This is a genomic window from Butyrivibrio fibrisolvens, from assembly GCF_023206215.1.
Taxonomy (GTDB): Bacteria; Bacillota; Clostridia; order Lachnospirales; family Lachnospiraceae; genus Butyrivibrio; species Butyrivibrio fibrisolvens_C.
This window is the reverse complement of sequence record NZ_CP065800.1, coordinates 1,447,304-1,464,176: the sequence shown is the minus strand read 5'-3', so window position 1 is coordinate 1,464,176 and position 16,873 is coordinate 1,447,304. Positions and strand designations below refer to the sequence as shown.

General features: G+C 42.0%; 13 protein-coding genes and 1 other annotated feature. All 13 genes read right to left on the bottom strand.

The features are described from left to right. Positions 1-19: 19 nt before the first annotated feature. Entirely contained in the window at positions 20-490 is a 471-nt protein-coding gene (rpsG, locus tag I7804_RS05935) for a 30S ribosomal protein S7 (protein WP_022754388.1), read from the bottom strand. 259 nt (positions 491-749) lie between these two features. Then, positions 750-1,169 carry a 30S ribosomal protein S12 gene (gene rpsL, locus I7804_RS05930; RefSeq protein WP_022754389.1) on the bottom strand — a complete coding sequence of 140 codons (420 nt, stop codon included), beginning with the start codon at positions 1,167-1,169 and terminating at the stop codon, positions 750-752. Positions 1,170-1,301: 132 nt separating this feature from the next. Then, entirely contained in the window at positions 1,302-5,015 is a 3,714-nt protein-coding gene (gene rpoC / locus I7804_RS05925) for a DNA-directed RNA polymerase subunit beta' (protein WP_051211764.1), read from the bottom strand. A gap of 90 nt (positions 5,016-5,105) precedes the next feature. Then, entirely contained in the window at positions 5,106-8,975 is a 3,870-nt protein-coding gene (locus I7804_RS05920; RefSeq protein WP_022754391.1) for a DNA-directed RNA polymerase subunit beta, read from the bottom strand. A gap of 512 nt (positions 8,976-9,487) precedes the next feature. Next, on the bottom strand, positions 9,488-9,862 hold the full coding sequence (gene rplL / locus I7804_RS05915; RefSeq protein ID WP_022754392.1) for a 50S ribosomal protein L7/L12: 375 nt from the start codon (positions 9,860-9,862) through the stop codon (positions 9,488-9,490). Between the two features lie 121 nt (positions 9,863-9,983). Next, positions 9,984-10,517: a 50S ribosomal protein L10 gene (rplJ, locus tag I7804_RS05910; protein ID WP_248405447.1), complete on the bottom strand. Its 534-nt coding sequence runs from the start codon at positions 10,515-10,517 to the stop codon at positions 9,984-9,986. Between the two features lie 21 nt (positions 10,518-10,538). Then, positions 10,539-10,676, bottom strand: a sequence feature (ribosomal protein L10 leader region). Positions 10,677-10,834: 158 nt separating this feature from the next. Further along, positions 10,835-12,250 (bottom strand): CapA family protein, encoded by a 1,416-nt coding sequence (locus tag I7804_RS05905; protein ID WP_248405446.1) that lies wholly within the window; start codon positions 12,248-12,250, stop codon positions 10,835-10,837. Between the two features lie 388 nt (positions 12,251-12,638). After that, entirely contained in the window at positions 12,639-13,328 is a 690-nt protein-coding gene (gene rplA, locus I7804_RS05900) for a 50S ribosomal protein L1 (RefSeq protein WP_022754395.1), read from the bottom strand. A gap of 15 nt (positions 13,329-13,343) precedes the next feature. Beyond that, positions 13,344-13,769, bottom strand: a complete 426-nt coding sequence (gene rplK / locus I7804_RS05895) for a 50S ribosomal protein L11 (RefSeq protein ID WP_022754396.1) — start codon at positions 13,767-13,769, stop codon at positions 13,344-13,346. Positions 13,770-14,022: 253 nt separating this feature from the next. Next, positions 14,023-14,643, bottom strand: coding sequence for a transcription termination/antitermination protein NusG (gene nusG, locus I7804_RS05890; RefSeq protein ID WP_022754397.1), 621 nt, complete (start codon positions 14,641-14,643; stop codon positions 14,023-14,025). Positions 14,644-14,697: 54 nt separating this feature from the next. Next, complete coding sequence (secE, locus tag I7804_RS05885) at positions 14,698-14,937, bottom strand: preprotein translocase subunit SecE (RefSeq protein WP_022754398.1); 240 nt, start codon at positions 14,935-14,937, stop codon at positions 14,698-14,700. Between the two features lie 27 nt (positions 14,938-14,964). Next, a complete protein-coding gene (gene rpmG, locus I7804_RS05880; protein WP_022754399.1) occupies positions 14,965-15,114 on the bottom strand; it encodes a 50S ribosomal protein L33 in 150 nt (49 codons plus the stop codon). A 319-nt stretch (positions 15,115-15,433) separates the two neighbouring features. After that, positions 15,434-16,633, bottom strand: a complete 1,200-nt coding sequence (locus tag I7804_RS05875) for an AAA family ATPase (protein WP_248405444.1) — start codon at positions 16,631-16,633, stop codon at positions 15,434-15,436. Positions 16,634-16,873 lie beyond the last annotated feature (240 nt).

Sequence of the window (16,873 nt, the reverse complement as noted above, 5' to 3'; positions counted from 1 at the left end):
TCTATAACAGAATATATAATTAGAATCTGTAGTGTGAGAAAGCCTTGTTTGCATCTGCCATCTTGTGCATGTCTTCCTTACGCTTTACAGCTGCTCCTGTATTGTTAGAAGCATCCATAATCTCGCCAGCGAGACGATCGATCATAGTCTTCTCGCCTCTCTTACGTGAAAACAGTACAAGCCAGCGAAGAGCCAGGGCCTGACGTCTGTCCGGTCTAACCTCGATCGGAACCTGGTATGTAGCACCACCAATACGTCTAGCTTTTACTTCGAGTGCAGGCATGATATTATTCATAGCTGTCTCAAATACTTCGAGAGCTGGCTTTCCAGACTTCTCTTCAACCTGTGCGAAAGCTCCGTATACAATCTTCTGTGCAACACCTTTCTTGCCATCCAGCATAACCTGGTTTACAAGCTTTGTTACAACCTTGCTGTTGTACATTGGATCTTCCAGTACATCACGTTTTACAATATGTCCTTTACGCGGCACGGTTCTTCCCTCCTTATTAGTTAATAAATCATAGGTACTCACTTGCGGGGCTTTCTACGGCAACTTGTGCACAAGTGCCTCGCATGCATTAAGTGTTCGTGCGGTTTTCCTAAAACTTACTAATATAACTGATAAAGCTTCTACTGCTGTATTACTTTGACTGCCGTATGTTCAGTCCGAGTTTAACTGCAAGCTCGTTTGATCATTTATATTACTATATGTTCAAAGAACCCAACACTTAATATTTTTTGTTACTAAATTACTTTGAGGCCTTAGGTCTCTTAGCGCCATACTTGGAACGAGCCTGCTTACGATCTGCAACACCGGCTGTATCAAGTGTACCACGGATAATGTGATATCTTGTACCAGGCAGATCCTTAACTCTTCCACCACGGATAAGAACAACGCTATGCTCCTGAAGGTTGTGACCTTCACCAGGAATATAGGATGTTACCTCGATGCCGTTTGAAAGACGCACTCTGGCGATCTTACGAAGAGCTGAGTTAGGCTTTTTAGGTGTTGCTGTCTTAACAGCTGTGCAGACACCACGCTTCTGAGGAGAAGCTGTAGCTATGTCCTTCTTGTGAAGAGAGTTAAAACCCTTCTGAAGAGCAGGAGCAGTAGACTTCTTTACAGATGTCTGACGACCTTTTCTGACTAACTGGTTAAATGTTGGCATTCTTTTTACCTCCTGTTGAAATGTGTATATCAACGTGCGAACACGGAAAGAGGACATACGTTCCCCTTTCCGTATTTTCACACAATTCGATATTATAATATTTTAATGCAATATTGTCAATACAGAACTGATTTATTCGTCATCATCCATTACAGTAACAGTTTCTTCGATAGCGATATTGTCATCAATATCACTTTCAGCTTCGAAGGCAGCTCTGCTTACTGAAGGCTGTTTACGAAGAATCATTCTTGCAGGATCCTTGAAGTGTTCGTCTGTATTAAGACCAACGTCACGATATCTCTTAAGACCTGTACCAGCAGGAATAAGTTTACCGATGATAACGTTCTCTTTAAGACCAAGAAGCGGATCAACCTTACCGCGGATAGCTGCATCTGTCAGAACCTTAGTTGTTTCCTGGAAGGAAGCGGCTGACAGGAAGGAATCTGTTGCAAGTGCTGACTTGGTGATACCAAGGATTACCTGCTTACCTACTGCAGGTCTCTTACCTTCTGAGATGAGTCTTTCATTGTCATCCTCGAAGTCAAGAACGTTTACAAGTGTTCCAGGAAGGTAGTTAGTATCTCCACTTTCATCGATCATAACCTTATTGAGCATCTGGCGTACGATAACTTCGATATGCTTATCGCAAATATCAACACCCTGAAGACGATATACTCTCTGTACCTCTCTAAGAAGGTAATCCTGTACTGCACGGATACCCTTGATCTTGAGAAGATCGTGAGGATTTACAGAACCTTCTGTAAGTTCATCACCGGCTTCAATTGTCTGCTTATCCTGAACTTTGATACGTGAACCATAAGGGATAAGATATGCCTTTGATTCACCTGTCTCGTCATTAGTAACGACAACTTCACGCTTCTTCTTAGTGTCACGGATCTCTACCTGACCATCAAGCTCTGAGATGATAGCAAGTCCCTTAGGTTTACGTGCTTCGAACAATTCTTCTACACGAGGAAGACCCTGTGTGATATCTCCGCCGGCAACACCACCGGTATGGAATGTTCTCATAGTAAGCTGTGTACCAGGCTCACCGATTGACTGAGCAGCGATGATACCAACTGCTTCACCAACCTGTACTGCTTCACCTGTTGCCATGTTAGCACCATAACACTTAGCACAGATACCAACGTGGCTGCGGCATGTAAGGATTGTACGGATCTTTACTGCCTCGATCGGACCACCCTTAGCATTTACACCTACAGAGAGGATCTTCTCTGCACGGCTTGGTGTGATCATATGATTCTTCTTAACAAGTACATTTCCTTCTGCGTCCTTGATAGTCTCGCATGAGAAACGTCCTGTGATACGATCTGACAATGGCTCGATAGTTTCTTTTCCATCCATGAAAGCACGTACTGTCATTCCAGGAATCTCTTCCTTGCCTGCAGAACAGTCAACTTCACGAATAATAAGTTCCTGTGATACATCAACCATTCGACGTGTAAGGTAACCTGAATCGGCTGTACGAAGAGCTGTATCAGAAAGGCCCTTACGAGCACCATGAGCTGACATGAAATACTCCAGAACGTCAAGACCTTCACGGAAGTTTGACTTGATAGGAAGTTCGATTGTACGACCTGTTGTATCAGCCATAAGTCCACGCATACCAGCCAGCTGCTTGATCTGCTGGTTAGAACCACGGGCACCGGAGTCAGCCATCATGAATATGTTGTTGTATTTATCAAGACCTTCAAGAAGGCACTTAGTAAGCTCTTTATCGGTCTGCATCCATGTATCGATTACTGCACGATAACGCTCTTCGTCTGTAATAAGACCACGGCGGTAGTTAGCAGCGATACGGTCAACAGTCTTCTGAGCTTCATCAAGCATCTCCTGCTTCTGTGGAGGTACTGTCATATCAGAAATTGAAACTGTCATGGCAGCTCTTGTAGAGAGGTGATAACCTGTTGCCTTGATGTAGTCAAGAACTTCAGCAGTCTTGAATGTACCATGCACGTTGATACACTTTGTGATGATCTGCTTGAGCTGCTTCTTACCAACCATGAAGTCAACTTCTGGCTTAAGAAGGTTTTCAGGCTTTGATCTGTCTACAAATCCAAGATCCTGAGGAAGCATCTCATTGAACATGAAACGTCCTACAGTGCTCTGTACTATGCCGGAAGCTACTGTTCCGTCAGCAAGAGTCTTGGATACACGAACGTATACCTTAGACTGAAGAGTTACTACATCGTTCTCATATGCAAGAACAGCTTCATCTACTGACTTGAAGAACTTGCCTTCTCCCTTTGCACCAGGACGCTCCTGTGTAAGGTAGTAAAGACCAAGTACCATATCCTGTGTAGGAACGTTAACAGGGCCACCATCTGCAGGCTTCAACAGGTTGTTAGGAAGCAGCATAAGGAAACGACACTCTGCCTGAGCTTCTACTGAAAGTGGGAGGTGAACAGCCATCTGGTCACCATCAAAGTCAGCATTGAAAGGTGTACATGCAAGAGGATGAAGCTTAATAGCTTTACCTTCTACAAGGATAGGCTCAAATGCCTGGATACCAAGTCTGTGAAGTGTGGGAGCACGGTTAAGCATAACAGGATGCTCTTTGATAACATCTTCAAGTACATCCCAAACCTGCTCATCAAGACGCTCAACAAGCTTCTTGGCATTCTTTATATTCTGTGAGATTCCGCGGGATACAAGCTCTTTCATAACGAAAGGTTTGAACAGCTCGATAGCCATTTCCTTAGGAAGACCACACTGATAAATCTTAAGTTCAGGACCAACTACGATAACGGAACGGCCGGAATAGTCGACACGCTTACCAAGAAGGTTCTGTCTGAAACGACCTGACTTACCTTTCAGAAGGTCTGAAAGTGACTTAAGTGCACGGTTACCAGGACCTGTAACAGGACGTCCACGACGACCGTTATCAATAAGAGCATCTACTGCTTCCTGAAGCATTCTCTTCTCGTTACGAACGATGATATCAGGAGCACCGAGCTCAAGAAGTCTCTTAAGACGGTTGTTTCTGTTAATAATACGACGATACAGATCGTTAAGATCAGATGTTGCAAAACGTCCACCATCGAGCTGTACCATAGGACGAAGATCCGGAGGAATAACCGGGATACAATCCATGATCATCCAGCTTGGATCATTGCCTGACTCACGGAAAGCTTCTACTGCATCAAGTCTCTTGATGACACGAGCTCTCTTCTGTCCGCTTGATGTCTCAACTTCTTCCTTGAGCTCTGCATAATCTTTCTCAAGGTCGATATCGATAAGGAGCTCTTTGATAGCTTCAGCACCCATTCCTGCACGGAACTTGTTGCCGAACTCTTCTCTGGCATCCTGATATTCTTTCTCAGAGAGAACCTGCTTGTACTCAAGAGTTGTTTCTCCCGGATTAAGAACTATGTATGAAGCAAAATAGAGGACTTTCTCAAGTACTCTTGGTGATATATCAAGAAGAAGACCCATACGGCTAGGGATTCCCTTGAAATACCAAATGTGGGAAACAGGAGCTGCAAGCTCGATGTGACCCATGCGCTCACGACGAACTGAAGACTTAGTTACTTCAACTCCGCAGCGATCACAAACAACGCCCTTATATCTAATCTTCTTATATTTTCCGCAGTGACATTCCCAGTCCTTTGTAGGTCCGAAAATTCTTTCGCAGAAAAGGCCATCACGTTCCGGCTTTAAGGTTCTGTAGTTAATGGTCTCAGGCTTTGTAACTTCGCCATGTGACCACTCACGAATCTTCTCCGGAGAAGCAAGACCAATCTTAATTGCATCAAATGTCATCGGCTGATACTGCTGCGTAAGAGTAGATCTTCCGCTGGAAGCCTCATTGATTGCTTTATTCATTGTTGAATCTGACATGCTTATATTCTCCTTGTCCGATGCCCGCCCCAAAAGGCGGGCATGCCTTCAACTTATCAACTGTAGTTACCTGGATTATTCGTTGTCACCATCTGTTGCCTGTGCATCGATAGCAGCATCAAAATCATCGAATCCTTCTGCAAAGTCATCTTCGTCTGCTACAAGCTCACCGCTCTCTTCATCGAATCTCTGCTTTGAGAATCCATTAGCTTCGAGAGACTCATCCTCGAAGTTTCTGCGGTTCTCGCCTTCAATCTCGAATCTAAGATCAGAATCGCTGTAATCAATAGACTCCATGATCTCAACTTCCGTATTATCTTCACGCATAACACGGATATCCAGACCAAGTGCCTGAAGCTCTTTGAGAAGAACCTTGAATGATTCCGGAACACCAGGTTCAGGAATGTTATCACCCTTGATGATAGCTTCATAAGTCTTTACACGACCTACTACATCATCGGACTTAACTGTAAGGATCTCCTGAAGAGTATATGCAGCACCGTAAGCTTCCAGTGCCCAAACTTCCATTTCTCCGAAACGCTGTCCACCAAACTGAGCTTTACCACCCAGAGGCTGCTGTGTAACAAGAGAGTAAGGACCAGTTGAACGAGCATGGATCTTATCATCAACAAGGTGGTGGAGCTTGAGGTAGTGCATGTGTCCGATTGTTGTCTTACCATCGAACTTCTGACCTGTACGTCCATCACGAAGCTGTACTTTACCGTCTGTAGTGATCGGAACACCCTTCCAGAGTTCTCTGTGATCACGGTGATCATACAGATACTTCATGATCTCAGGCATTACTACATCCTTATATGCAGCTTCAAAATCTTCCCATGTCATGTTGACATAGTCATTAGCCATCTGGAGCATATCCTGGATATCTTTCTCGTTAGCACCATCGAAAATAGGTGTTGCTACGTTAAAGCCAAGAGCTCTTGCAGCAAGTGAAAGGTGAATCTCAAGCACCTGTCCGATATTCATACGTGAAGGAACGCCTAGAGGGTTCAACACGATGTCAAGCGGACGTCCGTTAGGAAGATATGGCATATCTTCGATAGGAAGTACACGTGAAACGACACCCTTGTTACCGTGACGGCCAGCCATCTTATCACCTACAGAGATCTTTCTCTTCTGAGCGATATAGATGCGGACTGATTTATTAACACCAGGTGAAAGCTCATCACCATTTTCTCTTGTAAATACCTTAGCATCTACGATGATACCGTACTCACCGTGAGGAACCTTAAGGGAAGTATCACGAACTTCTCTTGCCTTCTCACCAAAGATCGCACGAAGGAGTCTCTCCTCAGCTGTAAGCTCTGTCTCTCCCTTAGGAGTAACCTTACCTACAAGGATATCACCTGCACGAACCTCTGCACCGATACGGATTACACCATTCTCATCAAGGTCTTTTAATGCTTCGTCACCAACACCAGGAACATCACGAGTGATTTCTTCCGGTCCAAGCTTAGTCTCACGTGCCTCTGCTTCATACTCTTCAATATGAACTGAAGTGAATACATCATCACGTACAAGACGCTCTGAAAGAAGAACAGCATCTTCGTAGTTGTAACCTTCCCATGTCATGAATCCGATAAGAGGGTTCTTACCAAGACCAAGTTCACCATGGAATGTTGAAGGACCATCCGCGATAACCTGTCCTGCTTCTACATGCTCGCCCTTATCAACGATAGGTCTCTGGTTATAGCATGTAGACTGGTTGGTTCTCATAAACTTAATGAGGTGATACTCTTCCTTCTCACCATCATCATAAGTCATACGTATGATTTTGGAATCAACAAAATCAATTGTACCTGCCTTACGGGCAACAACGCTGTCACCTGAGTCAACTGCAGCCTTCTGCTCCATACCTGTACCAACTGCAGGAGCATCTGTTGTAAGAAGCGGTACTGCCTGACGCTGCATGTTTGATCCCATGAGCGCACGGTTAGCATCATCGTTCTCAAGGAAAGGAATAAGGGCTGTAGCAACTGAGAATACCATTCTAGGTGATACGTCCATATAATCAATAAGATTCTTCTGATATTCAGAAGTCTCTTCTTTATAACGACCTGAAACGCTGTTACGGATGAAGTGACCTTCAGCATCAAGAGGAGTATTAGCCTGAGCTACATGATAGTTATCTTCCTCATCTGCTGTCATGTATGTGATCTCATCTGTAACAACAGGATTCTCTGCATCTGTATGGTCTACACGACGATAAGGTGCCTCAACGAATCCGTACTCATTAACTCTTGCATATGATGCCAGAGAGTTGATAAGACCGATGTTAGGACCTTCAGGTGTCTCGATAGGACACATACGACCATAGTGAGTATAGTGTACGTCTCGAACCTCGAATCCGGCACGATCTCTTGAAAGACCACCAGGTCCAAGTGCAGAAAGACGTCTCTTGTGAGTCAGCTCAGAAAGAGGGTTGTTCTGATCCATGAACTGAGACAACTGTGATGATCCAAAGAACTCCTTAACAGCAGCCTGTACAGGCTTAATGTTAATAAGAGTCTGAGGGGAAATCTCCTCTGCATCACGAGTAGTCATACGCTCACGAACAACACGCTCAAGTCTTGAAAGACCGATTCTGTACTGGTTCTGTAAGAGCTCACCAACGCAGCGGATACGACGATTACCAAGGTGATCGATATCATCACTGTGGCCGATGCCGTACTCTACGTGCATATTGTAGTTGATGGATGCAATGATATCTTCCTTAGTGATGTGCTTAGGAATAAGATCATTCTTACGTGCCAGAATAGTCTCAGCAAGACCTTCGGCATCATCCTTGGTTGCATACTCATCAAGAATCTCTTTAAGTACTGGATAGTAAACATCCTCATTGATGCCGAGCTGCTCAAGATCGCAGTCAACATAGTGAGTAAGATCTACCATCATATTGGAAAGAACCTTGATGTTGCGCTCTTCAGTCTGGATCCATACATAAGGTATAGCTGCATCCTGAATCTCTTTAGCAAGAGCTCTGTCAACCTTAGTTCCGGCTGAAGCAAGCATCTCGCCTGTTGTCTCATCAACAACATCTTCAGCAAGGATCTGTCCACCTATACGATTCTTAAGGTGTAATTTCTTATTGAACTTATAACGGCCAACCTTAGCAAGATCATATCTTCTTGCATCGAAGAACATAGCGTTGATAAGTGACTCTGCACTATCAACAGAAAGAGGCTCGCCGGGACGGATCTTCTTGTAAAGTTCAAGAAGACCTGACTGATAGTCTGTAGAAGGATCCTTGGAGAAGGAACCCTGGAGCTTAGGCTCATCACCGAACAGATCGATGATCTCTTCGTTAGAACCTATACCAAGAGCACGTATAAGTACTGTTACAGGTACCTTACGTGTACGATCTACACGAACATAGAATATATCATTAGAGTCTGTCTCATACTCAAGCCATGCACCACGGTTAGGAATAACTGTGCATGCGATAAGCTTCTTACCAAGCTTATCATATGTAATATCATAATAAATACCAGGTGAACGAACGAGCTGTGATACAATAACACGCTCTGCACCGTTGATAACAAAAGTTCCAGTAGCAGTCATCAAAGGAAGATCGCCCATGAAGATCTCATGTTCTGTGATCTCGTCCTTTTCTTTATTGTGAAGACGTACCTTAACCTTAAGAGGAGCTGCATATGTAGCATCTCTCTCCTTACATTTCTCGATAGAATACTTAACTTCATCTTCGCAGAGTTTGAAGTCTACAAATTCAAGACTCAGTTTACCACTGTAATCTTCAATTGGAGAGATATCATCGAAGGCTTCCTTGAGACCCTCATCCAGGAACCACTGATAGGAGTTCTTCTGGACCTCAATGAGGTTGGGCATCTCGAGGGTGTCCTTCTGGCGCTGAAAACTCATGCGGACATTTTTGTCTGAACCAGTAGGATGTATTCTGTACTTTTCCATTGACATTCACCCCGTTCTTTGGATTTAATGAAAAGAGCTTCCGGCCTGCATCTATACCATTTTTACAAAAGGGCATAATAAGGCCTTTCACTCCACAATAAGTGCATTTTCCATCATAATGCAAATCTATACAAATGTCAAATGATTTTTTTGGTAAAAGAGCTGAAGAATATTTTTTGACAACAGAAATATCCAAACAAAAGATAAAAAATATAAGAATATAATATTAGATTTAAATTCAAGAATGAAATATAAGAAATAAATCCAATGATAAAATATAAGAAATAAATCCAAGAATAAAATATAAGAAATAAATCCAAGAATAAAATACAAGAAATAAGTCCAAGAATAAAATACAAGAAATAAATTCAAGAATAAAATACAAGAAATAAATTCAAGAATAAAATACAAGAAATAAATTCAAGAATAAAATACAAGAAATAAATTCAAGAATAAAAAAGCGGAGAAGATTTCTCTTCTCCGCCAGGTAAAAACATTTTGAAAGGTTTAAATTACTTAAGAGTAACCTTAGCGCCTTCAGCTTCGATCTTAGCCTTGATATCTTCAGCTTCTGCCTTCTCAACGCCTTCCTTGATCATCTTAGGAGCGCCATCTACGAGATCCTTAGCTTCCTTGAGTCCAAGACCTGTAAGCTCACGAACAACCTTGATAACCTTAACCTTGTTAGGACCAACTTCTGTAAGCTCTACGTTGAACTCAGACTGCTCTTCTGCAGCACCTGCGCCAGCGCCTGCTGCTGCTACAACAACACCAGCTGCTGCTGATACACCGAACTCTTCCTCGCAAGCCTTTACGAGATCGTTAAGCTCAAGAACTGAAAGCTCTTTAATAGCGTCAATGATTTCCTGTGTGGATAACTTTGCCATGATAATTTACCTCCATATAATTTGGTATAATTCTTTGTTTTAGTTCGCCTGACTATTCAGGCCTTACTTGATATTTATATATCAAAATGTCATCTTGAAGACGACTTATGCGGCAGAATGATTACTCTGCTGCAGGAGCTTCCTCTGTTGCAGGTGCCTCTGCTGCTGCCTCAGGCTGCTTCTCTGCGATCTGCTTGATAACGCGAGCGAAGTTTGCCATAGGAGACTGCATAGAACCAAGCAAACGGGAAAGGAGCTGATCCCTTGGAGGGATAGAAGCGATCTCCTTGATTGTGTTCTCGTCGAAGAATTTGCCTTCGCAAACACCACCCTTGATCTCAAGCTGTGGGTTCTTCTTAGCAAACTCTGCAAGAATACGAGCAGGTGCTGCAGGATCTGTCTCAGAAATAGCTGCTGCACTTGGTCCGTCGAGCATACCATCGAGCTGAGCAAAATCTGTTCCCTCGAATGCACGCTTCATCATTGTGTTCTTGTAAACCTTGTAAGATACACCCTCTGCACGAAGAGCTTTACGAAGCTCTGTGTCCTGAGCAACTGTAAGTCCGCGGTAATCTACAAGAACAACTGCCTGTGCATTTTTGATCTTCTCAGAGATCTCGTTTACTACAGGCTGCTTAATTTCAACCTTTGCCATGTTTTTTACCTCCTTATAGAATTGGCCGAATAAAAAACCTCCCAAAGACATTGGGAGGATAAAGTCATAATAATATACTTTACATTCCTCGGCGGGCATTGCTTTCGCAAATTTACGGTTTTCACCACCTGCTGTCTTCGGCTTAGGTCTGACGACCTTGAATAATATATAACATGTAAATGTATTTTGTCAATACTTTTTTACTATAATTTCGATTTTTTTATCTATGAGGCAAAAAACAAACCAAGAACAATTAATAACTAAAGCCGCTTCCCACTTAAGCACCCCGGCATTACCCAAGCAGGAAATTTTAGTTATTAGTTATTGGAATAGATATACCCATCTCCATCTATTACTACACGAGGCGATATTGACTGCATAAAATTAATGATCCTAGACTTCTCATCACCATATGCCATCCTGACCGTTGAATTCGACTGAATACCGGGAATAAATCTCCAGCTTATAAGTCCATCAGTACCAATCTTTGCTTCTATAAGGCCAGTATCAAGTGTTTTTGAGTTAAAAAGATAATTACCCATGCTGTAGATAACAGGAACCCCATTTACATAATCAAGATTTTGAAGTATGTGTGGATGATCGCCTATGATAAGATCAGCTCCGGCATTTGCAAGATCCGCAGACTGATTTTTTTGTAGATAGTTAAGTTCCAAGGTGTTCTCAAGGCCCCAATGCATATATACAACTACAAAAGCACCTGATGCCTTGGCTTCCATTACTCTCTGACATAAAAGCTCATCCTGCCTGACTCTGAATACTCCGCTTTGAGCATCAGTCGCTCCTCTGGTAAAGGGCGGATCGCTACCCTCTATATCACATCCACTTATAAATGCAATACGAATTCCGCTGGCCGAATTAAAATATACAGTTCTCGATGCTTCTTCAAGATTGCGGCCGGCTCCAACATATGGCATGGACACTGATTCAAGTGTTGTCAGAGTATTAGAAAGGCCGATTGCGCCGTAATCAAAAATATGATTATTACCAATGCTAACGATATCGACTCCCATATCAAAAAGATAATGTACCGAAGATGGGTTAGCATGAAAAGTCCAGGTCTTACCTTCAAGAGGAGCACCTTCCAAGGTGTATGGAAATTCATTGTTGACCATACAAATGTCTGCTCCTCTCATACAATCAAGTAGTCCTTGATCTATAACGCCTTCTATCGTTCCACCATTTCTGGCAATACTATATATGATCGCATACCCTTCCGAAAAAAGAACATCTCCGCCAAATACTACGGTGGCAGTATCACCTCCGTCTTTAATATCAAATGAATATTCATTTGGCAAAAGAGCTACAGGTGAATCAGAAGATGGAATCTCCTCATCAGATATTTCCATAGAACTGTCAGATGCCGCATTGCCATCAGAACTTCCGATACCATCACCATCCGCAGCATTATCATTAGCATTGCTCCCATTTGATCCTATATCTAAAGATCCGTTACTATCGCCGCTTATCTCATCCTGAGTCATAGGAACTCCAACAGCACCTGTAAGATATTCAGTTCCCATATCATTGTCACTTATCGCATTACCGGCTTCATCAATAGAAATAGCGGATGCGCCCAATAAACTTCTGTTTTCATTAGCCTGACATCCCGTAATGCAAAAAGAAAGAACTAATGCAGGAAACAAACAGTTAAAAATTTTTCTTCCAAAGCAGTTTAGATGTCTTATATACACCTTACGTTCCCTTATTTGCATACATCCTCCCACAGATCTTAATTGTAATAAGAAAATCAGAACATAATATCTTAATAACAGAACAATCTAATTTACTGGCAATATTCTAGTGTTAACTAACATATCGATATAACATACATTTTGAAATTTAAGAAGTTATACTATATAAAAATCCAAAAGAATTGCTGCCTAATCTCTAATAATTATACTTAGATTGTCAATTATAAAATAAGGCAACATAAGATGTTATCCATACTTTAATGTTAACAACATAACTTTCATTCATCAATAGAAGGATTTAAACATATTAACTCCATTAAGTACGACACAACAATGCGCACACCAAAAAAGCAGTCACCATCAATGATGGTGACTGCTTGCGATAGCTTATTAAGTTACCGGCCGTTAATTAATAACGGTTAGCTACGATCTTAACGCCAGGTCCCATTGTTGTTGCAAGGGAGATAGACTTAAGATACTGACCCTTAACTGAGCTTGGCTTAGCCTTTGAAATAGCTTCCATAATTGCATTGTAGTTCTCTGTGAGCTGCTGCTCTGAGAAAGAAGCCTTTCCGATCGGAACGTGTACAATGTTAGCCTTGTCAAGACGGTACTCAATCTTACCAGCCTTGATATCAGCGATTGCCTTAGCAACATCCATTGTTACTGTACCAGCCTTAGGGTTAGGCATAAGTCCCTTAGGACCAAGTACCTTACCAAGACGTCCTACAACGCCCATCATATCAGGTGTAGCTACTACAACGTCGAAATCAAGCCATCCTTCGTTCTGGATCTTCGGGATGAGCTCGTCTCCGCCAACATAATCAGCGCCAGCTGCCTGTGCCTCGTCAAGCTTTGTACCCTTAGCGAATACAAGAACTTTAACTGTCTTACCAGTTCCGTTAGGGAGTACTACTGCTCCACGGATCTGCTGATCAGCGTGACGTGAATCACAACCAGTTCTGATGTGCAGTTCTACAGTTTCATCAAATTTTGCAGAAGCAGACTTCTTGACAAGAGCAATTGCTTCGTCAGCTTCATACAGCTTTGCTTTTTCGATCAGCTTTGCAGCTTCAACATATTTCTTTCCGTGCTTCATGATCTGCTCTCCTCCTTAGTCTACTACTTCTATACCCATACTGCGTGCTGTACCGGCAACCATGCTCATAGCTGCTTCGATAGTGTTAGCATTCAGATCAGGCATCTTCATTTCAGCGATCTCGCGGATCTTGTCCTTAGAAACCTTAGCAACCTTGTTCTTGTTCGGAACACCGGATGCCTTCTGCAGGTTACAAGCCTTCTTGAGAAGAACTGCTGCAGGGGGAGTCTTTGTGATGAATGTGAAGCTTCTGTCTGTATAAACAGTGATTACAACAGGGATGATAAGATCACCCTTATCTGCTGTCTTAGCGTTGAACTGCTTTGTGAATTCAACGATGTTAACGCCGTGCTGACCAAGAGCTGGTCCAACTGGCGGTGCCGGAGTTGCTTTGCCGGCCTGGATCTGTAACTTAATGTATCCTTCGACTTTCTTTGCCATTTTGGCTTCCTCCTAAGAAAATATGTGGTTGAGCGCAAAAGAATCAGGTAATCTGATAAGTCAGAAAACCGCTCTATGAGCAAATGTCCTTCTGCTCCCACTCCATAGGTGAATATATCTATATAAAGCAAAGTGCTCTATATCATAATAGGAATGCTTATGCATACGCATAAGACATTTATATACAAGTATCTTCTCAACATTCCATTAAAACAAATGTCAAGAGCATGATACATTGCATTCAAAACACAGATCAGCTATCGATTCTGCGTACTTCCGCAAAACTGATCTCAACAGGAGTCTCACGACCAAACAGTTCTACATTGATTGTAGCTGTCTGCTTGCTGTAATCCATACGCTGAACGATACCTGCAGTATCTTTCCAAACGCCTGCAACAACAGCAATCTCGTCTCCAACTTCAAAATCAACTGTCACATTCTGAGTCTTAATACCAAGAGGCTTAATCTCAGCATCTGACAACGGAACAGGCTTAGATCCCGGACCTACAAAACCTGTAACGCCCCTGGTATTACGTACTACATACCATGTGTCATCATTCATGATCATATGAACAAGGACATAACCGGGGAACATCTTACGTTGAACAGTCTTCTTGGCACCGTTCTTAACTTCAACTACGTCCTGAAGCGGAACACGTACCTCAAGAATCTGATCTTCCAGATGACGATTTTCAATTGTCTTATCAAGATTGGCTTTTACCTTATTCTCATATCCTGAATAAGTATGAGCAACATACCATTTTGCTTCAGAAGTCTTATCTTCCGGAGCGAGGGCATCCTGACTTTCAGCTACGTTCTCAGCTTCAACTGATTCTGCAGCTTCGCTCATGTTGTTCTTTTCTTCTTCTGCCATTTGCATCTCCTCATCAAATTCCTGCACACTGCGAAAACTATCAAACATCTCAGATTACAGGCTCTGAATGAAATTTAAGCCAAGTCCGAAAACATAATCAAGAACAGCAATAAGAGCAGCCATAACCGCGCAGATAATAGTTACTGCTACTGTCTGCTTACCAACTGTCTCTCTAGAAGGCCAAGTAATCTTAGCAAACTCAGATTTAAGTCCTTCCCAGAAAGAACTGATTGTGTTCTTTTTAGGCTCTTTCTTTTCAGAAGCTTTAACTTCTGTCTTATCTGATTCTCCCATTGTATCGGTCTCCCTTCTGTCGCAGGATTACTTTGTCTCCTTGTGGATTGTGTGTCTTCTGCAGAAAGGACAGTACTTCTTGATCTCCATACGATCAGGGTGAGTCTTCTTATCCTTTGTAGTATCATAGTTACGGTTCTTGCACTCTGTGCAAGCAAGTGTAATTCTTGTACGCATCTCTCTACCTCCGCGCGCTTTCTATCTTTTTTCTTAAAGGTCAAATTTTATGCATAAAAAAAAGACCTAAAATTTCATGTCGCTGTACTAGAATATCATAGAGCCGAGAATTCGTCAATATTTTTTTGTAATAATTCTACATAACGTTATATAAATTTTCCTTGATATCAAGCGCTTATCCTTACTTTGTGCGTGCTAAGCAGATTATTACTCGCACGGATGCCCTCTGTCATAAATACGTTTATTTGTTCATAATAACAAAAATCAAAGAGCTCAGAACTATTTCTCAGCTCATCGCTATAGGACGTACTATTTTTTATTAATCGTCATCTTTTTCAAGCTTCAAGAATACTTCGTTCCAGTTTATTATATGTCGAATATACGGATCTGCGCCGTATACGCCTTCAAGATATCTTTTTGCATATTTTTTGTCATTGATCCTATCTTCCTCGACTACAAAATCCGCAAGGCTGTAAAGCACAGTCCTTTGATGCTCACTTCTTGCCGCAAACCATATCTCATCGCGACGAAGGAAGTCTTTGTCCAAAGTGATCATGTCATAGGACGTTAGTATAAGCTGAGCATTCCTCCTGTTGCTGTTCCTGTCAAGATAATACCCCAGGATATGTTTCAGAATAGAGGGATGTAGTTCTAACATACCGGAATCAAGCATCACAGCCTGGCCCTTAAGAAGGCTGTTGGCTATTACAGGAAGAAGGTATATGATTTTTCTGATTCCGGAAGATTCAGCTTCAAGCGGTATCTCATATTCATCATCGCCTATCCTATGTGTAACACTTATCTTACTTCCTACTACCTTGAGATCAACAATATCAAGATCAAGTTCCGCTACCATATTCCTGAACAGATCCCAAACATCCTCCTGAGATAGTGCATCCGTAAGTAGAACTTCTGCATTTTGCTCATCCTGCATAAAATCAAGCCCGCTCACAAAAAAGTTCATTACATCACTTATTATTTTATTCTCCGGAAAAAGACGTATAAGCCTACCAAGAAATGTTTCGCTTGAGCGAACCTTTGTTACTTCAGCAAATTTCTTATCCTCGATTTTAAGAATCTTTCGAAGATTGACCTCCTCATCTTTTCTTTCAAAAATACAAGTTCTGCGCCAATTATCATTTGGTATCCTGTCAAGGCACTCATATGTTATCTGTGCCTGCTTAATATGCAGACGATATCTGTACTCTGCGTTGTCTGAAGCGAAGATGATCTCAAATTTGGTAGGATCGTTTCTACTTTCTTTAGAAAAATAGAAAGGGATTGCTTCTCCGCCGCCAATCTGCTCCAGAACCATGCCTTTCACAATTTCCATCGCCTTAAGAAGATTGGACTTGCCGCTTCCGTTTGGGCCATAGATGATAGCTATAGGCAGGAATTCATCATCAAGTGCTTCTATGATATGACCGCTGTGTTCCTTGACCGTTGATACTGCCTGAAGATCAAGAGTCACAGTATCCTTTATGCTCTTATAATTATTAACCGTAAACTGTATTAGCATACGACTCCCTTCGTTTAAATAGATGTCACTTATCTATAATCAGACCACTTAGAACATGATCTTATGACGAATAGGTCAAAAGTCATTATAAAAAAACTTTCGTCAAATAAGCAAACAACTAAAAAATGTATTTTATCAGCCTTTAAATGCCTTATATGCTTTTTCCTTATGCTGCTGTCATATCATAAAAAATCGCTTTCTCATTAATGCCCATCACAAAAATTCGTTTTCTCATTAATA